Origin of the sequence: Arthrobacter sp. CAN_A2, assembly GCF_015752045.1 — a bacterium.
GTDB lineage: Bacteria > Actinomycetota > Actinomycetes > Actinomycetales > Micrococcaceae > Arthrobacter_D.
This window is the reverse complement of the sequence record NZ_JADOUS010000008.1, coordinates 21,615-46,846: the sequence shown is the minus strand read 5'-3', so window position 1 is coordinate 46,846 and position 25,232 is coordinate 21,615. Positions and strand designations below refer to the sequence as shown.

General features: G+C 70.7%; 26 protein-coding genes and 1 riboswitch. Of the genes, 12 read left to right on the top strand and 14 right to left on the bottom strand.

The genetic code is table 11. The annotated features are described in order from the left end of the window. Positions 1-86: 86 nt before the first annotated feature. The 3 genes from IWX63_RS11795 to IWX63_RS11785 all read left to right on the top strand — a co-directional run bounded on the left by IWX63_RS11795 (position 87) and on the right by IWX63_RS11785 (position 2,408). On the top strand, positions 87-905 hold the full coding sequence (locus IWX63_RS11795) for an amino acid ABC transporter substrate-binding protein (RefSeq protein ID WP_199278360.1): 819 nt from the start codon (positions 87-89) through the stop codon (positions 903-905). Between the two features lie 65 nt (positions 906-970). Further along, the gene (locus IWX63_RS11790; RefSeq protein ID WP_199278359.1) at positions 971-1,630 is read left to right on the top strand and encodes an amino acid ABC transporter permease; all 660 of its coding nucleotides are present in this window, start codon (positions 971-973) and stop codon (positions 1,628-1,630) included. Then, entirely contained in the window at positions 1,617-2,408 is a 792-nt protein-coding gene (locus IWX63_RS11785) for an amino acid ABC transporter ATP-binding protein (protein WP_334685824.1), read from the top strand. The genes IWX63_RS11790 and IWX63_RS11785 overlap by 14 nt, the downstream gene beginning before the upstream one ends. Before the next feature lie 52 nt (positions 2,409-2,460). On the opposite strand, the gene fdhD is transcribed toward IWX63_RS11785, so the two are convergent. From fdhD to IWX63_RS11745, 8 genes are all read right to left on the bottom strand, one after another. Further along, a complete protein-coding gene (fdhD, locus tag IWX63_RS11780) occupies positions 2,461-3,288 on the bottom strand; it encodes a formate dehydrogenase accessory sulfurtransferase FdhD (protein ID WP_199278358.1) in 828 nt (275 codons plus the stop codon). Positions 3,289-3,384: 96 nt separating this feature from the next. After that, a complete protein-coding gene (locus IWX63_RS11775) occupies positions 3,385-4,662 on the bottom strand; it encodes a molybdopterin molybdotransferase MoeA (protein ID WP_199278357.1) in 1,278 nt (425 codons plus the stop codon). Further along, positions 4,659-4,943, bottom strand: coding sequence for a DUF6457 domain-containing protein (locus IWX63_RS11770; protein ID WP_199278356.1), 285 nt, complete (start codon positions 4,941-4,943; stop codon positions 4,659-4,661). The genes IWX63_RS11775 and IWX63_RS11770 overlap by 4 nt, the downstream gene beginning before the upstream one ends. Positions 4,944-4,960: 17 nt before the next feature. Then, complete coding sequence (mobA, locus tag IWX63_RS11765) at positions 4,961-5,572, bottom strand: molybdenum cofactor guanylyltransferase (RefSeq protein WP_199278355.1); 612 nt, start codon at positions 5,570-5,572, stop codon at positions 4,961-4,963. Next, the gene (locus IWX63_RS11760) at positions 5,569-6,066 is read right to left on the bottom strand and encodes an HNH endonuclease (protein WP_199278354.1); all 498 of its coding nucleotides are present in this window, start codon (positions 6,064-6,066) and stop codon (positions 5,569-5,571) included. The genes mobA and IWX63_RS11760 overlap by 4 nt, the downstream gene beginning before the upstream one ends. Positions 6,067-6,279: 213 nt before the next feature. Further along, the gene (locus IWX63_RS11755) at positions 6,280-7,182 is read right to left on the bottom strand and encodes an NlpC/P60 family protein (RefSeq protein ID WP_199278489.1); all 903 of its coding nucleotides are present in this window, start codon (positions 7,180-7,182) and stop codon (positions 6,280-6,282) included. 37 nt (positions 7,183-7,219) lie between these two features. Next, positions 7,220-8,119: an NlpC/P60 family protein gene (locus IWX63_RS11750; protein WP_199278353.1), complete on the bottom strand. Its 900-nt coding sequence runs from the start codon at positions 8,117-8,119 to the stop codon at positions 7,220-7,222. Positions 8,120-8,124: 5 nt separating this feature from the next. Beyond that, a riboswitch (cyclic di-AMP (ydaO/yuaA leader) is annotated at positions 8,125-8,292 on the bottom strand. Positions 8,293-8,422: 130 nt separating this feature from the next. Next, the gene (locus IWX63_RS11745) at positions 8,423-9,121 is read right to left on the bottom strand and encodes a metal-dependent transcriptional regulator (protein ID WP_199278352.1); all 699 of its coding nucleotides are present in this window, start codon (positions 9,119-9,121) and stop codon (positions 8,423-8,425) included. 252 nt (positions 9,122-9,373) lie between these two features. Between IWX63_RS11745 and serC the strand changes: the two genes are divergently transcribed. Then, positions 9,374-10,498, top strand: a complete 1,125-nt coding sequence (gene serC, locus IWX63_RS11740) for a phosphoserine transaminase (RefSeq protein ID WP_199278351.1) — start codon at positions 9,374-9,376, stop codon at positions 10,496-10,498. A gap of 56 nt (positions 10,499-10,554) precedes the next feature. Here serC and IWX63_RS11735 read toward each other — a convergent pair whose 3' ends face one another. The 3 genes from IWX63_RS11735 to IWX63_RS11725 are packed head-to-tail and all read right to left on the bottom strand — an operon-like array spanning position 10,555 to position 12,892. Beyond that, positions 10,555-11,832 (bottom strand): MFS transporter, encoded by a 1,278-nt coding sequence (locus tag IWX63_RS11735; protein WP_199278350.1) that lies wholly within the window; start codon positions 11,830-11,832, stop codon positions 10,555-10,557. Positions 11,833-11,866: 34 nt separating this feature from the next. Next, positions 11,867-12,499 carry a DUF3027 domain-containing protein gene (locus tag IWX63_RS11730; protein ID WP_334685823.1) on the bottom strand — a complete coding sequence of 211 codons (633 nt, stop codon included), beginning with the start codon at positions 12,497-12,499 and terminating at the stop codon, positions 11,867-11,869. 9 nt (positions 12,500-12,508) lie between these two features. Next, positions 12,509-12,892 (bottom strand): cold-shock protein, encoded by a 384-nt coding sequence (locus IWX63_RS11725; RefSeq protein WP_199278349.1) that lies wholly within the window; start codon positions 12,890-12,892, stop codon positions 12,509-12,511. A 169-nt stretch (positions 12,893-13,061) separates the two neighbouring features. Here IWX63_RS11725 and IWX63_RS11720 point away from each other — a divergent pair, with 169 nt between their 5' ends. The 6 genes from IWX63_RS11720 (at position 13,062) to IWX63_RS11695 (ending at position 20,254) form a co-directional block, all read left to right on the top strand. Then, positions 13,062-13,352, top strand: coding sequence for a hypothetical protein (locus IWX63_RS11720; protein ID WP_199278348.1), 291 nt, complete (start codon positions 13,062-13,064; stop codon positions 13,350-13,352). Between the two features lie 99 nt (positions 13,353-13,451). After that, positions 13,452-15,872 (top strand): helicase-associated domain-containing protein, encoded by a 2,421-nt coding sequence (locus IWX63_RS11715; protein WP_199278347.1) that lies wholly within the window; start codon positions 13,452-13,454, stop codon positions 15,870-15,872. Next, positions 15,865-17,520: a DNA repair helicase XPB gene (locus IWX63_RS11710; RefSeq protein ID WP_199278346.1), complete on the top strand. Its 1,656-nt coding sequence runs from the start codon at positions 15,865-15,867 to the stop codon at positions 17,518-17,520. Before IWX63_RS11715 ends, IWX63_RS11710 begins: the two co-directional genes overlap by 8 nt. A 59-nt stretch (positions 17,521-17,579) precedes the next feature. Next, positions 17,580-18,290 (top strand): response regulator transcription factor, encoded by a 711-nt coding sequence (locus tag IWX63_RS11705; protein ID WP_199278345.1) that lies wholly within the window; start codon positions 17,580-17,582, stop codon positions 18,288-18,290. A 10-nt stretch (positions 18,291-18,300) separates the two neighbouring features. Next, the gene (locus tag IWX63_RS11700) at positions 18,301-19,902 is read left to right on the top strand and encodes a sensor histidine kinase (protein ID WP_334685822.1); all 1,602 of its coding nucleotides are present in this window, start codon (positions 18,301-18,303) and stop codon (positions 19,900-19,902) included. Positions 19,903-19,963: 61 nt separating this feature from the next. Then, positions 19,964-20,254: a WXG100 family type VII secretion target gene (locus tag IWX63_RS11695; protein ID WP_199278344.1), complete on the top strand. Its 291-nt coding sequence runs from the start codon at positions 19,964-19,966 to the stop codon at positions 20,252-20,254. A gap of 143 nt (positions 20,255-20,397) precedes the next feature. On the opposite strand, the gene groL is transcribed toward IWX63_RS11695, so the two are convergent. Beyond that, a complete protein-coding gene (groL, locus tag IWX63_RS11690) occupies positions 20,398-22,032 on the bottom strand; it encodes a chaperonin GroEL (RefSeq protein WP_199278343.1) in 1,635 nt (544 codons plus the stop codon). A gap of 336 nt (positions 22,033-22,368) precedes the next feature. Between groL and IWX63_RS11685 the strand changes: the two genes are divergently transcribed. After that, positions 22,369-23,121 carry a TM2 domain-containing protein gene (locus IWX63_RS11685; RefSeq protein ID WP_199278342.1) on the top strand — a complete coding sequence of 251 codons (753 nt, stop codon included), beginning with the start codon at positions 22,369-22,371 and terminating at the stop codon, positions 23,119-23,121. Positions 23,122-23,280: 159 nt separating this feature from the next. On the opposite strand, the gene IWX63_RS11680 is transcribed toward IWX63_RS11685, so the two are convergent. Both IWX63_RS11680 and IWX63_RS11675 read right to left on the bottom strand, forming a co-directional pair. Next, the gene (locus tag IWX63_RS11680) at positions 23,281-23,910 is read right to left on the bottom strand and encodes a LytR C-terminal domain-containing protein (protein WP_199278341.1); all 630 of its coding nucleotides are present in this window, start codon (positions 23,908-23,910) and stop codon (positions 23,281-23,283) included. Between the two features lie 42 nt (positions 23,911-23,952). Further along, positions 23,953-24,258, bottom strand: coding sequence for a DUF3263 domain-containing protein (locus tag IWX63_RS11675; RefSeq protein ID WP_199278340.1), 306 nt, complete (start codon positions 24,256-24,258; stop codon positions 23,953-23,955). A 110-nt stretch (positions 24,259-24,368) separates the two neighbouring features. Between IWX63_RS11675 and IWX63_RS11670 the strand changes: the two genes are divergently transcribed. Next, on the top strand, positions 24,369-25,184 hold the full coding sequence (locus tag IWX63_RS11670) for a uracil-DNA glycosylase (RefSeq protein ID WP_199278339.1): 816 nt from the start codon (positions 24,369-24,371) through the stop codon (positions 25,182-25,184). The last annotated feature ends 48 nt before the right edge of the window (positions 25,185-25,232 follow it).

The following is a 25,232-nucleotide window of genomic DNA, read 5'->3' as shown; positions in this document are numbered from 1 at the left end:
GCGGATGCACCTAGGGTTCAAGCCTTTCGGGAGCCCTTCTATTTCCGGCGCCCGGCGCGCCATCCCCCACCCCAAGGAAGCATCCCATGAATCACCGCCTGTCCATCCTCGGTTCTGCCGCAGCCCTCATGCTGGCGCTCGCCGGCTGCTCGTCGTCGACCCCTGGCGGGGACGGCGGATCCTCCGAATCGGCGCAGGCGAGCTCGCTGCAGGAGATCCAGGACGCGGGCGTCCTGACCGTGGGCACCGAGGGCACGTACAAGCCCTTCAGCTACCACGAGGACGGCAGCGGCGACCTCACCGGGTACGACGTCGAGGTCATCACCGCCGTCGCCGAGAAGATGGGCGTCGAGGCGGAGTTCGAGGAGACCCAGTGGGACGCGATCTTCGCGGGCCTCGAAGCGGGCCGGTTCGACGTCATCGCGAACCAGGTCTCCATCACCGACCAGCGCGAGGAGACGTACGACTTCTCCGTGCCGTACACGGTCAGCTCCGGCGTGATCGTCACGAGCGCCGACAACGAGGAGATCTCCTCCTTCGAGGACCTCGAGGGCAAGACGACGGCGCAGTCCCTGACGAGCAACTGGAACGAACTGGCGACCGAGAGCGGCGCGAACGTCGAGCCCGTCGAGGGCTGGGCACAGTCCGTGACCCTCCTCGAGCAGGGCCGCGTCGACGCGACGATCAACGACGAGCTGACCTACCTCGACTACCAGAACACCACCAGGAACGACGGCATCAAGATCGCGGCCACCACCGACGAGACCTCCCGGAGCGCCGTCGCCGTCCGCAAGGGCAGCACCGAGCTGGTGGACGCCATCGACGCGGCGCTCGACGAGCTGCGCGCCGACGGGACGCTCGCGGAGATCTCCGGGAAGTACTTCGGCTCCGACGTCAGCGAGTGATGCCGGCACGTGATGTCGGTGCCACGGCCGGTGCGGCGGACCGCACCGGCCCGGAGCACTGACCGATGGACTGGGAGCTGCTGCGCACCTCCTTCTGGCCCATGCTCTCCGGCGGCCTGACGGGGACCATCCCGCTCTCGCTGGCGTCCTTCGCGATCGGACTGGCCCTCGCCCTCGTCATCGCGCTCATGCGCATCAGCGGGCAGCCCGTCCTGTCGGGGATCGCCCGCTTCTACGTGTCGATCATCAGGGGCACCCCGCTGCTGGTACAGCTGTTCGTGATCTTCTACGGACTGCCCTCGATCGGGCTCACGCTCGACCCGTGGCCGAGCGCGATCATCGCGTTCTCCCTCAACGTCGCGGGCTACGCCGCCGAGATCCTGCGCGCCGCCATCCTGTCCGTGCCCAAGGGCCAGTGGGAGGCCGGCCACACCATCGGGATGTCCCGCACCCTGACCCTGCGCCGCGTCATCCTGCCGCAGGCGGCGCGGGTCTCCGTGCCACCGCTGTCCAACACGTTCATCAGCCTCGTCAAGGACACCTCGCTGGCGTCGCTGATCCTCGTGACGGAACTGTTCCGTGAAGCGGAGCAGATCGCCGCGTTCTCCCAGCAATTCATGCTGGTCTACCTCGAGGCCGCCGCGATCTACTGGGTGTTCTGCCTCGTCCTGTCCAGTGGCCAGACCGTCCTCGAGAAACGATTGGATCGTTATGTCGCCCGCTGATCCCCTGCGTCCCCCCGCCTTGGACGGCCCCCTGCTGCAGGTCACGGACCTGCAGAAGTCCTTCGGTGCCAACCGGGTGCTCTCCTCGATCGACCTGCAGATCGCCAGCGGGCAGGTCGTGGCCCTCGTGGGCCCCTCCGGGTCCGGCAAGACCACCGTGCTGCGCTGCCTCAACGGGCTGGAGACGCCCGACGCCGGGACGGTCGCCTTCCGCGGCGGTCCGTCGGTGGACTTCGGCACGAAGGTCCCGAAGAGGGAGGCCCTGTCGCTGCGCGACCGCAGCGCCATGGTCTTCCAGAACTACAACCTGTTCCCGCACATGACGGTGCTGGAGAACATCATCGAGGGCCCCGTGCAGGTGCAGAAGCGGCCACTGAAGGAAGCGGTCGCGGACGCGGAGCGGCTGCTCGCGCGCGTGGGTCTCGCGGAGAAACGGGACGACCACCCGTTCAACCTGTCCGGCGGGCAGCAGCAGCGCGTCGGGATCGTCAGGGCCCTGGCACTGCAGCCGGACCTGCTCCTGTTCGACGAGCCGACGTCGGCCCTGGATCCCGAACTGGTCGGCGAGGTTCTCACCGTCATCAAGGAGCTCGCGGAGGAGAAATGGACCATGGTGATCGTGACGCATGAGCTGGCCTTCGCCCGCGAGGTCGCGGACGAGGTCGTCTTCATGGACGGCGGGGTCGTCGTCGAGCACGGCCACCCCGACCAGGTGCTGCGCGCTCCCCGCGAGGAGCGCACACGCCGTTTCGTGCAGCGCCTGCTCAACCCCTTCTAGGCGGATGCCCGGGGCCGGCTGCCGGGTCGAACCGGCGAGCCGCGCCGGCCGGTCAGGCCGCGATGCGGTCCGGGTGCGAGTAGCAGTTCAGCGTCGTGCCGCGGCTGAAGCCGACGAGCGTCAGCCCGGCGTCGTCCGCGAGGTCCGCCGCCAGCGAGGACGGCGCGCTCACGGCCGCGAGGACCGGGATGCCCGCGAGCTGCGCCTTCTGCACGAGTTCGAAGGATGCCCGTCCGGAGACCTGCAGGATCATCCCGCGCAGCGGCAGCATGCCCTCGCGCAGCGCCCAGCCCACCACCTTGTCGACGGCGTTGTGCCGTCCCACGTCCTCCCGGAGGCACAGGAGCTCCCCCTCCGGGGAGAAGAGTCCTGCGGCGTGCACGCCACCGGTGCGGTCGAACAGCTTCTGGCTCTCGCGCAGGCGGTCCGGCAGGGAGGCAAGGATCCCGAGGTCGACCGGCGACGTGTCGGTGTGCAGGTCGAACCGGGAGGACTTCCGCACCGCGTCGATGGACGCCGTGCCGCAGATGCCGCACGAGCTCGAGGTGTAGACGTGGCGTTCCATGGCGGTGTCCGGCAGGACGACGCCCGGCCGGAGCTGGGCCTCCACCACGTTGAAGGTCTGCTGCCCGTTGTCGTCCACGCCCGCGCAGTACCGCAGGCTCGGCAGCTGACCCGGCTCCCAGACCACGCCCTCCGAGACGAGGAACCCCGCCACGAGGTCGAAGTCGTCCCCCGGCGTGCGCATTGTCACGGTGAAGGCCCTCCCGTCGAGGCGGATCTCCAACGGCTCCTCCCCTGCGAGCACGTCCTCGCGACGGCCTGTCTGTGCTCCCACGCGGAACTTGGTGATGCGGCGGCGCTGCGTGACCCGGTTCATTCGGTACTCCTTACCTCGGCCCTACGATCGAGGTTAGTTGACCCCGGGCACTATCTGGTGTGTCGGCTTCGACACAGGACCATGGACGGCGTTCGGCTACGTCCGCGACACCGCGGGCGGGGCCCACGGCAGCGACAGGGCCGGCACCGGATCGCCGGCCTGGCATCCCTCCGCGGGGACGACCATCACGCCGTCGGCCGCAGCGAGTCCGCGAAGCATCCCCGAGCGCTGGTGCGTGCTCGGCACGGCCCGCCCGGACTCGATCCGGTAGGGCACCAGGCGGCTTCTCCCCGGCAGCGGTTCGAAGGCGTCGGCCGACACCACCGGCGCGGGCTCCTCCAGCGATGAACCGCGCAGCCCCGCGAGCAGCGGGCCGGCGACGGTGATCATGGCCATCATCGCGGCCAGCGGGTTGCCGGGGAGCCCCACGAGGAAGCGCCCGTCGGGGAGCCGGGCGAGCAGCGTCGGATGCCCGGGCCGCATGGCGATGCCGTCGATGATCATCTCGGCCCCGACCTCCATGAGTGCCCGGCGGATGTGGTCGGCCAGGGAGCTTCCCGTCCCGCCCGTCGTGATGAGCACGTCACCGGATGCCCGTGCGAGCGAGAACTCGTCGGTCGGTTCTGCGCTGATGGCCGCCACGACGTCGTCGAGGTCGTCCTTCGCGCGGCCGGACACGTCGACGTGGCCGCCCAGCATCGCGACGAAGCCGGGCAGCTGGGGGCCGAAGGTGTCACGCACCTGGCCGGCATGCGGGAGCCCGTGCTCGATGACCTCGTCGCCGGTCATCAGCAGCGACACCCGGGGCGCCCGGAGGACGGCGAGGGTGTCGTGGCCGCACACCGCGGCGAGGGCTATCTGGGCCGGGTTGAGGACGACGCCGGCGGGGATCGCCAGGGAGCCCGCCTCCGCCTCCTCGCCGGCGGGCCTGACATGCTCGTCCGGCGACGGCTCGTCGGGGCGCGCGGACCCGTTGCGGTCCAGCGTGCCTCCACGCACCGCGCCGTGCTCGGTGCGGAGGACTCCGACGGTGTTCTGGGGCACCACGCCGCCGGTCAGGATGAAGGTCGCCTCACCGGGCGCGAGCGACACCTCGCCGGAATCGCTGTGCGGGGACGGCCTGCCGCGCGGGTGGTCCTCCGGCTCCGGGCGGGTCACGAGCGTCCAGGGCGGTTCGCCGTTCACCGCCCAGCCGTCCATCGCGGACGACGCATAGTGCGGGATGGACTGCAGGGCGTGAACCGGCTCCGCAAGGGTCTGCCCCAACGCATCGGCGAGGGGCACGGTCTGGAACGGCAGGGGGCGCCCGGCCCCGTAGGCCAGGGCGCGGGCGGTCGCCCAGTGGGCGTTGGTCGCGGCGAAGCCCTCGCTCACGCGGTGCCGCCTTCCGCCGCGGCCTCGGCGCAGAGGGCGTCGGCAACTCCCAGCGCCGAGCGCATGGCCACGTCCTCGTCGGCCTGCCCACTGCCCACGGCCAGACCGGCGGCGTAGCCCGCGACGAACGTCGTCAGGGGCGCGGCCGGGCGCACCACGCCGTGGGCCGCCTTGCCCGCCAGGTCGAGGACGGCATCGATGTCCACGTCCGTCCCGTCGATCTCGAAGGCGGCGAGCAGCCGTCCGGTCCATTCATGCAGCAGCTTCTGGCGATCGTCCATGAGCCCTCCGGGAGGTGCTAGGGGACGTCGACTCCCAGGACCCTCGCATCAGCCCAGGTGTCGACGTCGTGCGTTGTGCCCGGCGCAACCGGGACAGGTCTGGTCCTCACACTAGCAAGGAGGCTGCGCATCGACAGGTTGTCGGCTGTCCCGGCGGCGAGGACGGCGTCGACGGCGGCCGCCAGATCGTCACTCCGGTAGAGCGCCGCGAGCGGCTGGGCGCGGCCACCGTCCACCGCCACGAGCGATGCGTCGCCGTCGGCGGCGGCCTCGGCGAGCAGCGCGTCGACGAGCTCGGCGACGCGGGGCATGTCACAGGCGACGACGGCGCACCAGGGAGACCGGCGGTCCGTCCAGGCCCGGAATCCTGCCACGAGCCCGGCCGCCGGTCCGGCGAAGGCGGGCTCCTCACGAACGAACGACGGCGTTCCCGGCACCGCGCGCAACCCGTACTCCTCGGGCCCAGGACCCACGACCACCATCTGCTCCGCGCCGGTGAGAGCCGCGCAGGTCAGCTCCAGCAGGGTCACGCCCTCCAGGACGAGTCCGGCTTTCGGGACCCCGCCGAGCCGGGAGGACCGTCCTCCGGCGAGGATCACGGCGTCGAACCGCGGCCGGTCCGCGCTCACGCGGCCGTCTCCGTGAGGAATTCGCTCCACTGCGGCGCGGGCCTCTCCAGTTCGCGGATCTGCCACTGGGGGCCGCGGGGCGGTCGCGGGACAACCCGCAGGGACCAGCCGAGGCTGGCGAGCGTCTTGTTGCCCTTGGCGTTGTTGCATCTCAGGCAGCAGGCCACGAGGTTCTCCCAGGTGTCGCCTCCGCCCCGCGACCTCGGCATCACATGATCGATGGTGGACGCCGCCTTCCCGCAGTAGGCGCACAGGTGGTTGTCCCTGCGCAGCACGCCGCGTCTCGTCGCTGTGATCTCATGCCGGTAGGGGACCTTCACGTATCTGTTGAGCAGGATCACCGAGGGCCTTCCGAACACTTCTGCAGGACCGACTACGGGGTCGTCGTCCTCTGCCACGACGCTCGCCTTCCCCGTGAGCACAAGGACCAGCGCCCGGCGGAAGGTGATGACCGCCAGCGGTTCGTACCCTGCATTCAGAACAAGAGTGCGCATGCGCCGTGCCTCATTGCTGACCTGTCCCCCGTAACCGGTTGCCATCCCGGGGACCGGGAGAAGTGCTTCGGATTGACTATGCAAGGGTAAGCCGCACCCGGTCCCCCGTGGAACGCCGGGACCGAGGAGTTGCGGGGATCTGCGTCCGCCATGCCTTAACGGCACGAGGACCGGCACGGCGTGCCGGTCCTCGTGCGTCAGGTGTCGTCCGCGTCAGCCGCCCACGCGGATGTACACGCCGCCGGAGCCGAGCTCGGCCGGAGCGATGACCGTGGAGTTGCCGTTGAATCCGCCGTGGACGGCCTGGCCGCCGCCGATGTACACCGCGATGTGGGCCATGCCCATGCCCCCGTCGGCGTAGTAGATCAGGTCGCCGGGGATGGCCTCGCCGGCACTCACCGTCCGGCCGAGGGACAGGTAGCCTGCCGGCCAGCCGTGGAAGTTGATCCCGGCGGCGGCGAGGGAGTTGCTCGCCAGGCGCGTGCAGTCCTGCGTGACGCCGAGCTGGCCCCTGGCGGCAGCAGCGATCGTCGCCGCCACGCCGGAGGAGGGTGCGGGAGCAGGCGTCGAGGCCGGAGCGGCCGTCAGCGCGCGTACTTCAGCGACCGGCGCCGGGGCTGCCGGCGCCGGGGCGGGCGCGGCCGGTGCGGCGATCGGGGCTGCCACGGCCGGAGCAGCGACGACGGCGGGGGCTTCGACCACAGGCGCCGCGACGGCCGGAGCAGCGACGACGGCGGGGGCCGCGACCACGGGCGCCGCGACGACGGGCGCCGCGACGACGGGCGCTTCGACGACAGGCGCCTTCTTGACGACCGGCTTGGCCTTCACCTTGACGGGGGTCATGTTGAAGGACACCACGGTCTTGTCCGAGGCGACGACAGCCGCGCGGGCGGTCGTCAGGGTGATCTTGGACGCTGCGACGTCGCGCTGGGGCTGGAGGTCGGCGGCGTTGGCAGCGACCCCGCTGGTCAGGACGAGCCCGGACGCTGCCGCGAAGACGGCGGCCTGCCTGCCCATGCCGCCGGCGTTGGCGGACACGGTCCGTGCGAGGACGGAGAGGCTCGCGGCGGTGCGCGCCTCGTCCCGGTGGCGGGCGACGGTGGGGCGTGAGGACAAGAGTGATGACATGAGGGTGTTCTCCAGGTGTGGGGTTCTAGCGGACGCGGACGAAGCCGGCGCCGGGAAGGTCTGAGAGGTTGTGCAGGCCGGTGTTCAGGCCGTTGAGGCCACCACTGATGACCTGTCCGTTGCCGACGTAGATCGCGACGTGGCCGCCGGTGATCACGAGGTCACCGGGGGCGGGCGATCCGACGACGTCGCCGAACTGGAAGAACTGGCCGGGAGCGAGATCGCCCACGGACTTGCCGACCGAACGCAGGGCCTTCTCGACCATGGCGGTGCAATCCTGTGCGACGCCGATCTGGGAGTACGCCGAACCGACCAGGCCGGCGGCGACGCCGGAGGACCGGACGGGGGCGGGCGCCTGGGCAACAGGGGCCGCGGGCACCGCGGCGACGGCCACGGGAGCGGGGGCCGGGGCGGCCACGACGGGAGCGGCCACGACGGGAGCGGGGGCTGTGACGGGCTGGGCCTGGACGGCGACCGGCGGGATCGCGACCGGTGCGGCCTCGACCACGGGAGCCTCGACGACGGGAGCGGCCTCGACCACGGGAGCCTCGACCACGGGAGCCTCGACCACGGGAGCCTCGACCACGGGAGCCTCGACCACAGGAGCTGCCTCGACGACCTTCGGAGCGGCCGTCACCTCGACGGCGACGCGGTCGAAGGACACCGTCGCGGTGGCCGGTACGGTGACCTCGGCCGTCACGACGCGCTCGATGCTCAGGACTGCGGAGGACTGCACCTCACGCTCGGCGACTGTCGCCCCGTGTGCCGGCAGTCCGGCGGTGAGGACCAGGCCTGACGCTGCGACGATGACGGCGGCCTGGCGGCTCGCGGATCCGGCATTGGATGCGACGGCGGCGGACAGACCGGTCAGCGGGCTGGTGTTTCTGGGCGCGCAGTGGCGGCCCGATGAAGAGCTTCTGGACACGTTGGATTGCCTCTCCCAACGCCTGCGAGGTGAGCTGTCGGATTCGGATGGGAGTCACCCGGCCGCTGCGTGAACAGCGACTTAACCCCGAGGATTTCTTCTCAGAAACCCAGAATTGGTTCCCCCGCCTCTGCCATGCGATGGTGCGGACGGACCTCCGGCAATGGCAGAGCTAGGCGATTTGCAGGAGGATGCTGGATCTAGAGCGAATCCGGCACGTCTTGAACGTACAACACAACGCGAGATATGTCACATTCCGATCACGGAACGGTGTGTTCTTGGTGACGAAAGCCCTGGAGTCGGTCAGTCCTCGAGGGAGACGAAGACGTGGGAGGCGACCTCGGGCGGCAGTTCGAGGGCACCCTCGACGCCGGGGACCCGCACGGAGACGTAGCCCCCCACCGATTCGAGAGTGAGCCGTGCACCCGGGCGGAGTCCGCCTTCGTCGAGCTGGGTGAGGAGCTCGGGGTCCACCTGGATGGGCTCGGCGAGGCGCGCGAGGGTGACCATGCTGCCGGGGGTGTAGGTCGCCATCGCCGAGAGCAGGGTGACCACGCCGTCGGTGAACAGCTCCGATTCCACGCCACCGATCGCCTCCAGCCCCGGGATCGGGTTGCCGTAGGGAGAATCGGAGGGCTTGCCGAGGAGTTCGTACAGTCGACGCTCCACCCGCTCGCTCATGACGTGCTCCCAGCGGCACGCCTCGTCGTGCACGTACGCCCAGTCGAGTCCGATCACGTCACTCAGCAGGCGCTCCGCGAGTCGGTGCTTCCTCATGACGCCGGTGGCGCGGCGGCGGCCGACCTCGGTGAGCTCCAGGTGCCTGTCGCCCGAGACGATCACGAGACCGTCCCGTTCCATCCGGCCGATGGTCTGGGACACGGTAGGGCCGGAGTGCCGCAGCCGCTCTGCGATGCGCGCGCGGAGCGCGACGATGTTCTCCTCCTCGAGCTCAAGGATGGTCCGCAGGTACATCTCGGTGGTGTCGATGAGGTCCGTCATGCGGGTCAGCTCCTTGGTGCGGTGCGGGGTGCGCGGCTGGAATGCCTCACGCCGGTGAGGGGTGCGGCCATCGGCCCGGCTCCGCCCCACGCCTCCCAAGGTTAACGCATGGCATCACGGGCCCGGCAATCCCCGGGTCCGCGAGGTCCCGCCGGCCGAAGCGTCCTCCCCGCGGACGTTAACAAATGGAGGGCCGTCGGCCACTGGGGCAGAATGAGGGCACCACCCCGCCGTCCACGAGCTGGAGCACCCATGAGCGAATCGCCCCGCATCCCCGCACACCTCCTCCCCTCGGACGGCCGCTTCGGTGCTGGTCCGTCGAAGGTACGGAGCGGCCAGATCGACGCCCTCGTCTCGGCCGGCACCTCCCTCCTCGGGACCTCCCACCGCCAGGCCCCGGTCCGCGACCTCGTGGGGCGCGTCCGCGAGGGGCTCGGCACCTTCTTCGCCGCCCCCGACGGGTACGAGGTCGTCCTCGGCGTGGGCGGATCGACGGCGTTCTGGGACGTCGCCGCCTTCGGGCTCGTCGAGCGGAAGGCCCAGCACCTCTCCTTCGGGGAGTTCGGCTCCAAGTTCGCGTCCGCCACGGACAAGGCTCCGTTCCTCGACGCCTCCAGCATCCTCACGAGCCGGCCGGGCACCCGCCCGGATGCGAAAGCCGAGACGGGCGTCGATGTCTATGCCTGGCCGCAGAACGAGACCTCCACCGGCGTGGCAGCACCCGTCCGGAGGGTCGAGGGTACCGACGACGGAGCGCTCGTCGTCGTCGATGCCACCTCCGCAGCGGGCGGGCTCGACGTCGACGTCTCGCAGGCGGACGTCTACTACTTCGCGCCGCAGAAGAACTTCGCCTCCGACGGCGGTCTGTGGCTCGGCCTCTTCTCCCCCGCAGCGCTGGAGCGTGCCGCGCGGATCGCCGCCGGTGACCGCTGGGTCCCGGACTTCCTCAACCTGCAGACCGCCGTCGACAACTCGCGGCTCAACCAGACCTACAACACGCCCTCGCTCTCGACCCTCGTGACGCTGGAGGCGCAGGTGCAGTGGCTCAACGAGCAGGGCGGCCTGCCGTTCGCGGCGACCCGGACGGCGGATTCGGCGGGGCGCCTGTACCGCTGGGCGGAAGCCTCCCCCGTGGCGAGCCCCTACGTGGCCCGCACCGAAGACCGCTCGAACGTGATCGTGACCGTGGACTTCGACGACACCGTCGACGCCGCCCGCATCGCCGCCATCCTGCGCGCGAACGGGGTCGTCGACGTCGAGCCGTACCGGAAGCTGGGCCGCAACCAGCTCCGTGTGGCCACCTTCGTGGCGATCGAGCCCGACGACGTCTCGGCCCTCATCGGCTGCATCGACTACGTGGTCGAGAACCTCCTGTAGGGAGCCGGCCCGACCGCGCCGGCCTCCGCGGCGGGTCGCCGACCGCGCCGCGCTTCCTACGGGGTGGGGTCGGGTGCGCCGGCCTCGTGGTCGATGCGCAGGCGCCGGGGTGCCGAGCGGTCGTAGCGCAGCCGGACGTCGTGGTACCGCCAGGCCCAGAAGATCCCCGCTCCTGCGGCGATCAGCCCCGACGCTGCCGCGACCCCGAGGCTCCACCGCGGGCCGAACATGTCCGAGACCCATCCCACCACCGGCGCTCCCAGCGGCGTCCCGCCGAGGAAGATCGCGAAGTAGAGGGCCATGACGCGCCCGCGCATGCCCGGCTCGGTCGTCGTCTGCACATAGGCGTTGGCGCTGGTCATCAGCGTCAGCGCGAACAGTCCCACGGGCACGAGCGCCAGCCCGAAGAGCCACAGCGTGGGGGCGACGGCCGCCAGCGCGCACGCGATCCCGAAAGCCGCCGACGCGCCGAAGATGAACCGGAGGCGCGGCCTGTCGCGCCGCGCGGCGAGCAGCGCGCCCGCCACGGATCCCACCGCCATCACCGAGGACAGCACCCCGAAGACCCCGGCGCCCTGTCCGAACTCGGTGCGCGCCATCGCCGCGATGAACACGGCGAAGTTCAGCCCGAAGGTGCCGACGATGAAGATCGCGAGCATCACCATCATGAGGTCCGGCCGGTGCCGCACGTAGCGGAAGCCCGCCCTGATGCGCCCCTTGCCCGGCGCCTGCCGGGGTTGCGCATTCAGTTCGGAGCCGCGCATCGCGAGCAGCACGTAGACCATCGCGCCGAACGTCAGCGCGTTGATCATGAACACCCACCCGGGCCCCACGCCCGCGGTCAGCAGACCCGCGATGGCGGGACCGACGAGGCGCGCCCCGTTGAAGGAGGCACTGTTGAGCGCCACGGCGTTGGGGAGGTATTCGTCGCGCACGAGGTCGGACACGAACGCCTGGCGGGCCGGGGCGTCGAACGCCGAGACGACGCCGAGCGCCAGGGCGAAGGCGTAGACGTGCCAGAGCGCGGCGACGTCGAGGACGACCATCAGACCGAGGCCGACACCCAGCAGCGCCATCGCCACCTGCGTGGTGACGAGGAGCTTCCGCCGGTCGACCGTGTCCGCGATGAGGCCCGCCCACGGCGCGATGACGAGTTGGGGGCCCAGCTGCAGGGCCATGACGATCCCGAGCGCCGACGCGTTCTGCTCGGTCAGGATGTCGTAGACCAGCCAATCCTGCGCGGTCCGCTGCATCCATGTACCGATGTTGGAGATCAGCGCCCCGATGAACCAGAGCCTGTAGTTGTGGATACCGAGGGAGCGGAAGGTACTCATACCCCTCCCGTCCCGCTCCGGCACCACAGGTGCATCACCCGGCGTCGGGCTGTTCCGCGCCGGAGGTCTCCGGATCGTCGTCGCCGGCCACCGGTGTCCCCGGTGTGTGGGACTGGTCGGACGCGCCTGCTGTCCCGGCCGCGTCGTCCACGCCCGACGACGACGCCTCGGCGCTCGCGTCGGCTGTCCCTGCGTCTCCGGCGGCGCCCGACGGCGATGCCTCGTCCTGCGGCGAGTCCTCGGGGCGCACCCGCTGCGACCACGGCAGCCACTCGGGCGCCAGCAGGGAGGACGGGGAGGGCAGGAGCCCCACCTCGCAGACCGTCACGTCCTTGCTCCGCGCCACGCGGGCCACGCTGGCATACCATTGCCATCCGCCGTACCCGGGCAGGAAGGCCTCGAACCGGTGGGTGACCAGGCGCTCTCCGTCGATCGTGGCCGACACGTGGCGGCCCACCTGGGCCTCGGGGGCGATCTCCAGCACTCCCTGGCGCGCCCGTTCCACGGCGGCTTCGAGCACGGAGTCGCTCTTGGGGATGCGGCGGGCAGCCCGGGGCTTGCGTGCCGGTTCGACGCCGGCGGGTGAGCCTGCCTCGGCGCCCGCGGGAGTCGCGTCGATGTCGGTCGAGGGCGCACCGTCGACGGCGTCCATGTTGCTCGGGATCATGATGGAAGCCTACGCGTCGAGGTCGTCGGCAACCGCCCGCAGGACCGCCGCGACTTTCACCGCATGCGCCTTCTCCGGATAGCGCCCCTTGCGGAGGTTGTTGGAGACGGCGTCGAGGAGCTTGATGAGATCCTCCGTGATGACAGCCATGTCATCGGCGCTCTTCCGGCTCGCCTTGACCACCGAGGGGGGCTGCTCGAGGATGCGTGCGGAGAGCGCCTGGGGGCCGCGACGTCCGTCGGCGACGCCGAATTCCAGCTTCGCACCCACCTTGACCTCGGTCACCCCCGCGGGCAGGGCCGAGGCGTGCAGGAACACTTCCTTGCCGTCGTCCGTGGCCAGGAAACCGAATCCCTTGTCCGCGTCGAACCACTTCACTTTGCCGATGGGCACGTCGTCTACCTCTTCTTGGCTGTACCGGGCGGTGTCGCCGGCGGCCCTGGCCCGGTCCACGCAGGCCGCCTGGCACCCAGGCGCACTGCTGCCGCCGGGGAAGTCTGTGTCTCCTAGGGTATAGCGTCATGAGCCGCCTCCCGCCCGGTTCTTGTAGGCTGGCACGGCTATGATCCCTGACGAATCGGCTACGAGCCCCTCCTCCGACCACCCCGGCGAGACCACGGCGCCGGACGGCGGACCCGGGACGCCGTCGCACGGTCGGCTCCTCGTCATGGTCCTCGCGGTCGCCTTCGCCGGCGTCGGACTGGTATCACTGATCGCCATCCTCGCAACGGCCTTCCTGCAGGGAACCGTGTGGCCGGGCTTCGTGCTGGCCAGCTATTTCTGCCTGCCGATCGCCTTCCTCCTGATGGTCTCGCTGCTCATCCGGTCCGCCATCTCCCGCCGGAACTCCTGAATCGACGCCGCGGTGGGCACGGCTCACCCCACCGCGGGCCCCGCTGCGCGCGCACCGGTCCACGACCCCAGGTCAGCGGCGCCGGGTAATCTTGAGGTGATGTCCGCAATCCGAGTACTGGCCGATCAACTGGCCCTCCGGAGCGATGACGACGTACGCCGCCTCCTCACCGTCCGGCCCGACCTCATCCTTCCCCCGGTGCCGGACTTCGCCGCGCTCGCGGCCCGGGCCTCGTCGCGCATGAGCCTGCAGCGGGCACTGGACAACGTGACACGGCCCCAGCTCCAGGTCCTCGAGGCCCTCGTGGTCCTGACCGAGGACGACGGCGGCGCGGTGCAGCCGGTCCGCCTCGCCGCGGCCCTGTCGCAGGAGGGGACCGATGCGGTCGAGGCGATCCTCGCCGACCTCGCGCGGCGCGCCCTGGTCGTCGGGTCCGCGGAGGACGGCTTCCTGCCGGTCGGGGCGATGGCCGACGCCGTGGCACCCTACCCGGCAGGCCTCGGCCGCTCCTTTCGGACCCTCGCCCGGTCCATCCCGCGCTTCGGTCCCGCACTCGTCCGCGCCGCCGCGGTTCTCGCCCCGGACGCGGGGAACGAGGCGCTGACGTCCACCGCCGCGGCCCGGGTCCTGGAGCGGGTGACGGCGGACCCGGACGCCTGGGCCCGACTCATGGCCGGCGCCCCCGACGGTGCGGAGGCCCTCCTGGCGCGCCTCCGCGACACCCCGGTCGGTTCGACGGCGACCGGAGGCGACGGCGGTGCCTCGCCCGCCGTGCAGTGGCTGCTGGACCGCTGCCTCCTGGCGCCACTGGACGCCCTGCACGTCGAACTCCCCCGCGGCGTGGGCAGGGCCGTCCGCGGACACGCCGTCTTCGCGTCCCTCGATCTGGAGCCGCCGGTTGCCCCCGGTCGGACCACGCGCTCGACACTGCGCGACAACGCTGCGTATGGCGCGGTCGCGGAGACCCTGCGACAGGTGGGGTCCCTGCTCGCCGTCGTCGCCGGCTCCCCCGTTTCCACCCTCCGCTCCGGCGGGGTGGGCGTGCGCGAACTGCGACGCGTCCGCGAGGCCGTGCACTGCAGCGACGGCGAAGCCGCCTGGCTGCTGGAGCTCGCGGCAGCCGTCGGGCTCCTCGCCCTCGATCCGGACGACTCCCGCTGGAAGACCGCCAGGCCGGACGCGTGGGAGTCGCTGGACCGGGATGCCCAGTGGCAGCTGCTCGTCGAGGGCTGGCTCGTCGTCGACCGCGCGCCGGCGCTCGTCGGATCGAAGCTGCCGGACGGCGCGTCCGTAAACGCCCTCGCCGCGGAGGCGTCCCGGCCCGACGCCCCGATGGTGCGCCAGCGGCTCCTGTCCGTCGCCGTCGAACTGTCCGACACCGACGCGGACGCGGACGAAGCAGCGCCGGACGGAGCGGCCGGATCCGTCCTCGTCCTGGCCGAGCAGGCCGTCGTCGGGCTCGCCACCTGGCACCAGCCACGGCTACACCGGCGCTTCTCCCGACTGATTCCCGGCATGATGGCGGAGGCCGCCGCCCTCGGGCTGACCGGCGGCGGAGCGCTCGCCGAGGCCGGCCGGCTCGTCGCGCAGGGACGCTCCGAGGACGCCGCCCTCGGGGTGCGGGACGCCCTGCCGGCTCCTGTCTCGCACGTCGTGCTGCAAGCCGACCTCACCGCCGTCGCGCCCGGCTACCTGCAGCCGGAGGTCGCCCGCGGACTCCTGCGCATGTCCACGCCGGAGGGCCAGGGGCCGGCCACGACCTACCGCTTCTCCGCCGACTCCATCCGTACCGCCCTCGACGCCGGGGAGGACGCGCCATCCATTCTCGACTTCCTCCGCACGCACTCCGCCACGGAGATCCCGCAGGCACTGACGTATCTCGTCGAGGACACCGCGTCCCGATACGGCAGCCTCCGCGTCGGACGGGCCGGCAGCTATCTGCGCACGGACGACGACGCCGTCGCCGCGACGGTGCTGGCGGACCCGCGCGCCGCGGTGCTCGGCATCGTGCAGGTCGCGCCGACCGTGCTGGTGTCCCCAGCCTCCGCCCAGGAGCTGACCGGTCTCCTGCGGGACCTCGGGTTCGCGCCGGCCTCGGACGCCGTGACCGCCGTCGGACCCCCGCCCGGCGGGACGGTCGAGCCCCCCTCGCCCGCCAGGGTGGCGCCGGAGCTACTCCGGTCGCGGCTCAACCCCTGGTCGGTCGCCGAGGAGGAGATCGCCGCACAGCTGGCCGCCCTGCGCACTCCCGGCCCGGGCACCGCCGATCCGGCGGGGGCCGCCGACAGCGAGACGCTCCTGGGACTGGAGACGCTGCGCGCGGCCATCCGGTCGCGCAGCAGGATCCGCCTCGGCACCGCGGACAGCGAGGGGAATCACGTGCGCCAGGTCCTTGTTCCCCTCTCGGTGTCGGGAGGCCGCCTGCGGGTGTTCGATCCCGAGAACCAGGTGGAGAAAGTCGTGTCCGTACACCGCGTCATGGACGTGGAGATCCTCGAAGGGAGCGCCGCCGATGGTTGACGGGCCGCTGATCGTCCAGAGCGACAAGACCATCCTGCTCGAGGTGGACCACGAGCTGGCCACCGAGGCGCGCCACGCGATCGCCGCATTCGCCGAACTCGAGCGCGCACCCGAGCACGTGCACAGCTACCGGCTGACGCCGCTCGGGCTCTGGAACGCGCGGGCCGCGGGCCTCGATGCCGAGCGCGTCCTCGACACCCTCCTGAAGTACTCGCGGTTCCCCGTGCCGCACGCCCTCCTGATCGACATCGAGGACACGATGTCCCGCTACGGGCGCCTCCGGCTCGAGAAGGACCCGCAGCACGGCCTCGTGCTGCGCACCACGGACTACCCCGTCCTCGAGGAGGTCCTGCACGCGAAGAAGATCCAGCCCCTCCTCGGGCCCAGGATCGACGGGGAGACCGTCGTCGTGCACTCCTCCCAGCGCGGGCAGCTCAAGCAGCTCCTGCTCAAGCTGGGGTGGCCGGCGGAGGACTTCGCCGGCTACGTGGACGGGACGCCGCACCCGATCGTGCTCGACGAGGACGGCTGGACGCTGCGCCCGTACCAGCGGCTCGCGGTCGAGAACTTCTGGTCCGGGGGCTCGGGCGTCGTCGTCCTGCCGTGCGGCGCGGGAAAGACCCTCGTGGGCGCCGCCGCGATGGCGACGAGCCAGACCACCACGCTGATCCTCGTCACCAACACGGTGTCCGCGCGGCAGTGGAAGGACGAGCTGCTCAAGCGGACCTCCCTGACGGAGGAGGAGATCGGGGAGTACTCGGGCGCCGTGAAACAGGTGCGGCCCGTGACCATCGCGACGTACCAGGTCCTCACGACCCGGCGCGGCGGCCTGTACCCGCACCTCGAGCTGCTCGACGCCAACGACTGGGGCCTGATCGTGTACGACGAGGTGCACCTCCTCCCGGCGCCGATCTTCAAGATGACGGCGGACCTCCAGGCCCGCCGTCGGCTCGGCCTCACGGCGACCCTCGTCCGCGAGGACGGCCGCGAGGGCGAGGTCTTCTCGCTCATCGGACCGAAGCGCTACGACGCCCCCTGGAAGGACATCGAGGCGCAGGGGTACATCGCCCCCGCGGACTGCGTGGAGGTGCGCGTGGACCTGCCGAGGGACGAGCGCGTCGCGTACGCGATGGCCGACGACGGCGACAAGTACCGCCTGTGCGCGACGTCGGACACCAAGTCCGACGTCGTGGAGAAGCTCGTCGCGCTGCACCGGGGCGAGCAGCTGCTCGTCATCGGGCAGTACATCGATCAGCTCGACGACCTCGCAGCCCGGCTCGATGCCCCCGTCATCAAGGGTGAGACCCCGGTGAAGGAGCGGCAGCGGCTCTTCGACGCCTTCCGGGCCGGTGAGATCACCGTGCTCGTGGTGTCGAAGGTCGCGAACTTCTCGATCGACCTCCCGGAGGCGTCGGTCGCGGTCCAGGTGTCCGGCTCGTTCGGGTCCCGCCAGGAGGAGGCCCAGCGCCTCGGCCGGCTGCTCCGTCCGAAGACCGACGGCCGGGCGGCCCGCTTCTACACCGTCGTGGCCCGCGACACCCTCGACCAGGACTTCGCGGCGAAACGACAGCGCTTCCTGGCCGAGCAGGGCTACGCGTACCGCATCCTCGACGCCACGGCCATCGCGGACAAGGAGCCCAGGGACTAGGGAGCTTCCTCGCAGGAACGGTCCAGCCAATTCACAGGCATCCCGAGGATACTGGGAGTGTGAAAAAAACAGGCCCTGAAGCGAAACTCCTGGTCGTCGACGACGAACCGAACATCCGCGAACTCCTGTCGACGTCGCTGCGCTTCGCCGGTTTCGACGTCGTCGCCGCCGCCAACGGCCGGGAGGCCCTCGCCGCCGCCGAGACGCACAACCCCGATCTCGCCGTCCTCGACGTGATGCTCCCGGACATGGACGGCTTCACCGTCACGCGGCGTCTCCGCGCTGCCGGGCGCCACTTCCCCGTCGTCTTCCTGACGGCCCGGGACGACACGGACGACAAGGTCACGGGCCTCACGGTCGGCGGTGACGACTACGTCACGAAGCCGTTCAGCCTCGACGAGGTCGTGGCCCGTATCCGCGCCGTGCTGCGCCGCACGCATCCGCTCGAGGACGACGACGCCGTGATCCGCGTCGCCGACCTGGAACTCGACGACGACGCACACGAGGTCCGGCGCAACGGGGAGACCATCGACCTCTCCCCCACCGAGTTCAAGCTCCTGCGGTACCTCATGATGAACCCGAACCGGGTCCTGTCCAAGGCCCAGATCCTGGACCACGTCTGGGAGTACGACTTCAACGGGGACGCGTCGATCGTCGAGTCCTACATCTCCTACCTGCGACGCAAGATCGACAGGAACCCCGACGCCGTCGCCCTGATCCAGACCAAGCGGGGCGTGGGCTACCTGCTGCGCACCGCTGACAAGCGGTAGCGCCGGCGACTTGGTCAAGCGTTGGAACGAGGCGTCGCTCCGCTCGCAGCTCGTGGCGATCATCATGCTCCTGATGATCGTCACGGTGGGCATCACCGGCCTCGCCACCGTCTCCCTCCTGCGGAACGGGCTGGTGGACCGCGTCGACCAGGACCTGTGGAACAACGCCAGGACCGTCGCGAACGACATCTACTCCACCGAGCCCCAGGCCGACGGCGCCGTGCTCAGGTACTACGCCGCCCTGCTCGACAGCGACGGGGGCGTGGTGGTGGCCAACCAGTCCGACGACGCCGTCGACGTGCCGGATCTCGCGGGGATGACGCAGGAACGCATCATCGACCTCGACGGCGCCGGCTTCGACGTGCCCAGCACCGACCCCGCCAGCCAGGGGTGGCGCGTGCGCATCTTCCGGTTCGCGAACACGGACGGGTACCTCGCGATCGCCTCACGTCTGAACACGGTGAACGAATCCCTGCAGGAGGCCAAGGAGATCATCTTCACCTCCGGCCTCGTCACGACGGCCCTCGCTTCACTCATCGCCTTCGTGACGGTGACGCGGCAGTTCGCGCCGCTCGCCCGCGTGGAGCGGACGGCTGCGGCGATCGCGGCCGGCGACCTCTCCCGTCGCGTCGCCGTCGAGCGCCCCGCCTCCGAGATCGGACGTCTCTCCCGGTCCCTCAACGCGATGCTCGCGCACATCGAGCGGGCCTTCGCCGCCCGCACCGCGTCGGAGACGAAGATGCGGCGGTTCGTGGCCGACGCGTCCCACGAGTTGAGGACGCCGCTCGTCACCATCCGCGGCTACTCGGAGCTGTACCGGCACGGCGCCCTGCAGAAGGACGAGGACGTCGCTGCGGCCATGGGCCGGATCGAGAGCGAGGCGATCCGCATGGGCCAGCTGGTCGAGGACCTGCTCACGCTGGCCCGGATCGACGAGCAGCGCCGCCCCGAGGTGAAGCCCGTGGACCTCACGGTGCTGGGCCATGACGCGGCCTTCGACGCACGGGCCACCGCACCGGATCGGACGATCTCCGTCATCGGGCTCGACGGCGGCAGCCCCCGTTCCGCGCCCACCCGAGGAGACGAGGCCCGGCTCCGCCAGGTGGTCGCGAACCTGATGACCAACGCGCTCCGGTACACGCCTGCAGGGTCGCCCATCGAGATCGCCGTCGGCGTGGCACCGGTGCTGCACGGCCACAGCGATTCCGTCCTCGAGGTACGCGACCACGGTCCCGGCATCTCGGAGGAGGACGCCGCCAAGGTCTTCGAGCGTTTCTACAGGGCGGACACCTCCCGCCACCGCGAGACCGGCGGCACGGGCCTCGGTCTCGCCATCGTCGCCGCACTGGTGGCCCAGCACGATGGCACGGTCAGGCTCGAGGAGACACCGGGCGGCGGCGCGACCCTGTCGATCCGGCTCCCGCACGTCCCCCTGGACGGGGAGACGGGCGACGAGGGAGCGACTGCGCAGGCCGAAACCTCCGACGACGCGCCCACGGAGGCGTCCCGGGCGCCGGCCTCCGATCGCCACCCTGCCTTCTCCACCGGCATCACCCCTCCACAGGCACCTCCGACGAAGCCCGTTGTCCACAAACGCCGCGACGCCCGCTGATCGCCCCCACCCAGGCCCTAGCGTCGAGGACGTCAAGGAAGCGCGAGCACGGGAGCACAGCATGGCATTCTTCAACGTAGACACCGACAGCCTGGCGGCCAAGAGCGGTCAGGTCCGGGGCACCATCGGGAGGCTGCAGGCGGAGGTCGACTCCATGCAGGCCGGACTGCGGGAGCTCGAAGGCCTCTGGACGGGGCAGGCAGCCACCAATTTCCAGCAGCTCATCCTGCAGTGGCGGGCCACGCAGCAGCAGGTCGAGGAGTCGCTGACCGGCATCAACGCGGCCCTCGACGTCGCCACCCAGCAGTACGCGGACGCCGAACAGAGCAATGCGCGGATGTTCATGAGCTGACCGGGAAGTGCCGGACAGCCGTCGACGTGCGGGCCGGCAGCAGATGGGTCTCCGCCCAGGCCGAGCACAGAAAGGGCGGCACCCCCTGTCCGGGAGTGCCGCCCTCTGCGTGCTTCGCGCGGGTGCCGCGCGAGCGGTGGGGACTAGAAGCCGCCCATGCCGCCCATGCCACCCATGTCGTCGCCGCCGCCGGCAGGAGCTGCCTTCTCCGGCTTGTCGGCCACGACGGCCTCGGTGGTGAGGAACAGGCCTGCGATCGACGCCGCGTTCTGCAGGGCCGAACGGGTGACCTTCACGGGATCGTTGACCCCGGCGGCGAGGAGATCCTCGTATACGCCGGTGGCAGCGTTCAGGCCGTGGCCGGCGGGCAGGCCGCGGACCTTGTCGACCACGACGCCGGGCTCCATGCCCGCATTGAAGGCGATCTGCTTGAGCGGTGCGTCGATGGCTACGCGGACGATGTTCGCGCCCGTCGCCTCGTCGCCCGTGAGCTTGAGGTTGGCGAATGCCTTGGCGCCGGCCTGGATGAGGGCTACGCCGCCACCGGCGACGATGCCTTCCTCGACTGCTGCCTTCGCGTTGCGGACGGCGTCCTCGATGCGGTGCTTGCGCTCCTTGAGCTCGACCTCCGTTGCGGCGCCGGCCTTGATGACTGCAACGCCGCCGGCCAGCTTGGCGAGGCGCTCCTGCAGCTTCTCGCGGTCGTAATCCGAATCGGAGTTGTCGATCTCGGCGCGGATCTGTGCCACGCGGCCGGCGATGGCGTCGGCGTCGCCGGCACCTTCGACGATGGTGGTCTCGTCCTTGGTCACGACGACCTTGCGGGCCGTGCCGAGCAGGTCGAGGGTGGCGGTCTCGAGCTTGAGGCCGACCTCCTCGGCGATGACCTGGCCACCGGTGAGGATGGCGATGTCGGCGAGCTGCGCCTTGCGGCGGTCACCGAAGCCCGGAGCCTTGACGGCGACGGACTTGAAGGTGCCGCGGATCTTGTTGACCACGAGGGTCGCGAGGGCTTCACCCTCGATGTCTTCGGCGATGATGAGCAGCGGCTTGCCCGACTGCATGACCTTCTCGAGGACGGCGACGAGATCCTTCACGTTGCTGATCTTCGAGTTGACGATCAGGATGTAGGGATCCTCGAGGACCGTCTCCTGGCGCTCTGCGTCCGTGACGAAGTAGCCCGAGATGTAGCCCTTGTCGAAGCGCATACCCTCGGTGAGCTCGAGCTCGAGCCCGAAGGTGTTGGACTCCTCGACGGTGATGACGCCTTCCTTGCCCACCTTGTCGAGTGCTTCGGCGATCAGGGCGCCGATCTCGTTGTCACCGGCAGAGATGGAGGCGGTGGCAGCGATCTGCTCCTTGGTCTCGATCTCCTTGGCGGAGGCGAGGAGTTCCTCGGTGACGGCCTGGACGGCCTTCTCGATGCCGCGCTTGAGGCTCAGGGGGTCGGCGCCGGCCGCGACGTTGCGCAGGCCTTCCTTGACCAGGGCCTGGGCGAGCACGGTAGCGGTGGTGGTTCCGTCGCCTGCGACGTCGTCGGTCTTCTTCGCGACCTCCTTGACGAGCTCGGCACCGATCTTCTCGAACGGGTCGTCGAGTTCGATCTCCTTGGCGATCGACACGCCGTCGTTCGTGATGGTGGGGGCACCCCACTTCTTCTCGAGCACGACGTTGCGGCCACGGGGGCCGAGGGTCACCTTGACGGCGTCAGCGAGGATGTTGAGGCCCCGCTCGAGGCCGCGACGGGCCTCTTCATCAAAAGAAATGATCTTGGCCATATTGGCTTAGGTCCTTTCGGGACGGTTGCATTTCAGCATGTGAATGCTTGGCTGCGTGTGGTGCCCGCGACGGCCGGGTGGCGCCTGAACGATCTCTTTCACGTTCCTGCTCCACCCCCACCACAGAGGTTTGTCTGCTTCACGCGCCTCGCGCAGTCTTAGCAGTCTGCGCGCGCGAGTGCTAACTCAATAATTAGCACTCCCACCCTACGAGTGCAACCCGTCGGGGCCGCCCGGTGGCGGTCGTCACGCCCTCCCGCCGCCGGTGTCCAGATGCCATGGCGCGGAGTCCCGCGAGGGCATAGGTTGGGCGGACCACGAGTCCCAGGAGGCACAGTGTCCACGTCAGCGAGCGGTCCGGACCGCGGAGAGTCCGACGAGCAGGTCGCGGCGGAGGGGGCTGCCGAGGCAGCCTCTCCCCGGCAGTCGAGCGGCGCGGACAGCCCTGCCCCGGAGCCGGATGTCCGGCACGAGGATGGCTCCGGCGATGCCGGCAGGGACCCGTCCCGGCAGCCCTACGAGCAAGCGCCGTACCAGCAGCGCCCCTCTTCACAGGGACCTGGCCGGCGGGACCCGTACCGGCATGGCCGGCCCTCGCCCTACGAGCGGCCGCCGTATCAGCAGTCCGGTCCCTACGATCAGCCGCCCTACCAGCAGCCGGGCCCCGACCAGCAGCCGGGCCCCTACGAGCAGCCGCCCTACCAGCAGTCCGGACCCTACGAGCAGCAGCCCCATCAGCAGCCGGCTCCGGGCCAGGCCCCCGATGCCCAGGGCGGGTACAACCAGGGTGGGTACAGCTACAGCGGATACAGCCAGGGCGGATACGGGCAGCCGTACCCTCCGCAGAAATCCAGGGTCGTCGCAGGCGTACTGGGCATCCTCCTCGGCTCCCTCGGCATTCACCGGTTCTACCTCGGCTTCACCACGATCGGCATCATCCAGATCCTCATGTCGACCGTCGGCGCGGTGTTCACCTTCGGACTGAGCGCCATCGCGGCGAGCATCTGGGGGCTCATCGAGGGCATCATGATCCTCGTCGGGTCCGAGCAGTTCCGCCGGGACGCCCGGGGCATCCCGCTCAAGGACTGACACATCGACCGGAGGGTGCTCCGCGCTCCCACCCGCCGCTTGGCGGCCCGGCGACGGCGCCCCACGCGGGCCGGTCGTCGATGACCCGGTCACACGCAGGCCGGGCGTCGGCGCCCCGGCGGCATACGCGGGCCGGGCGCCCTCCGGGCACCACCGCGGTTACTGGAACTCGGCGCCGAGGACGAGGGAGATGTCCGGTGAGATGGCGGCGCTCTCGACGAGGTTCGTGATGCCGAGCTCCGCGGCCACGGCTTCAGCGTCGGCGCGCTGCCCCTCGTCGTTGTAGAAGACGACGGAAGCCTCCACGGGGACGCCGGCCCAGTTCCCGGGAAGGGCGGAGGTCCATCCGGCTGAAGCCAGGCGACCGGCCGCCACCGACGCGAGACCCGGCGAGCCCGTGCCGTTGAGGACGTTGACGGTCTGGGTCCGGTCCGCAGCGTCCGCTTCGTCCGAGGCCGCGGAGGACGCGGCGTCGGTCGCCGTCCCGCTCGGCCCACTCGTGGTGTCGGGAGACGCAGTGCCCGACGGTTCCGCCGTCGCGGCCGCGCCCTCGGTCGCGGAAGCCTCGGCGCCCGACGACGGCGTCACATCGCCGTCGTTCCCCCCGGCGAGATCGAGGCCGGGAAGGAGGAAGTACGAGCCCACACCGATCAGGAGCGCAAGGGCCCCTGCGGTGATCTTGAGTCCGAGGCCGTTCGACTGCGCCGGAATGATCCGCTCGCGGTGGACCCCCTGGCGCGCGGACGATACCGGGACGCGGTCGAATTCGTCCCGCGGGTGATCAGTCATGGGCGTGGGTGGTCCTTCGCTCGTCGAGAATGGCGGGACGTACTAGATATCCGCGCCGAGCCGGCGGGCCGAGCGTGCCTTCTGCCGGGTGGACCTCAGGCGCCTCAGCCTCTTGACGAGCATCGGGTCGTGGGCGAGGGCCGCCTCGGTGTCGATGAGGGCGTTGAGTGCCTGGTAATAGTGCGTGGCGGACATGCTGAACAGGTCACGGATCGCCTGCTCCTTCGCGCCCGAGTACTTCCACCATTCGCGTTCGAGAGCGAGCATCCGCTGCTCGCGGTCACCCAGGGCCAGCCGGTCGTCCGTCCCGGACGTCGCGTCATCCGAATGCCGCTGCGGCTCGGCCATCTCCCCCGTCGCCTTCCTTCAGTGGGCACAACTGTCACCCTATGGTAGTAGGGAATGACAGCACTGTCATTCGAGCGGCAGAGCCCGACCACCCGGGCGAGAATGAAGTCATGACTTCTCCCGACCCCACCCTGTTCGACCTGCCGGGCACGCCTCCGGGCAGCGACCGGACCGGCGCTGCGGGACCTCGGAGGGCCGAGCAACCGTCCCCCCATGCCTCCGCCTTCCCCTTCGCCGATCCGGCCCGCATCGAGGATCTGGTTCCCGCTGACTGGGCGGGCGCGCTCAAGCCGGTGGAACCGGTCCTCCACCGGCTCGCGGCGTCCCTGGCGGAGGATCTCGACGGCGGGCACCGGGTCCTGCCCGACGCACCCCAGATCCTCCGGGCCTTCACCACCCCGCTGGACAGCGTCCGGGTGGTCATCGTCGGGCAGGATCCCTACCCCACGGTCGGCCACGCCGTCGGGCTCAGTTTCGCCGTCGACCCGCGGACCCGACCGATCCCGCGAAGCCTCGCCAACATCTATCGCGAGCTCGTCTCCGATACGGGCGCGGAGCCGCCCGCGTCGGGTGACCTCTCCGGCTGGACCGAGCAGGGTGTGCTCCTCCTCAACCGCGTGCTGACCGTCCGCGCGGGTGAGGCAGCGTCGCACCGGGGTTGGGGGTGGGAACAGGTGACCGACGCCGCCATCCGCGCTCTCGTCGCGCGGGGCGGCCCACTCGTGGCCATCCTGTGGGGCAAGGACGCGCTCCGGCTCAAGCCGTTGCTCGGCCCGACGCCCACGGTCGAGTCGGTGCACCCCAGTCCGCTCTCGGCCTCCCGCGGGTTCTTCGGCTCCCGGCCCTTCAGCCGTGCGAACGAACTCCTCGCGCGGCAGGGCGCCGATCCCATCGACTGGTCGCGCACGGGCGGCCGTGCCGGCTGACGCCTGGTGTCGCAGCGCGGGTGTGCGACGCAGATCCGACGGGCGGAG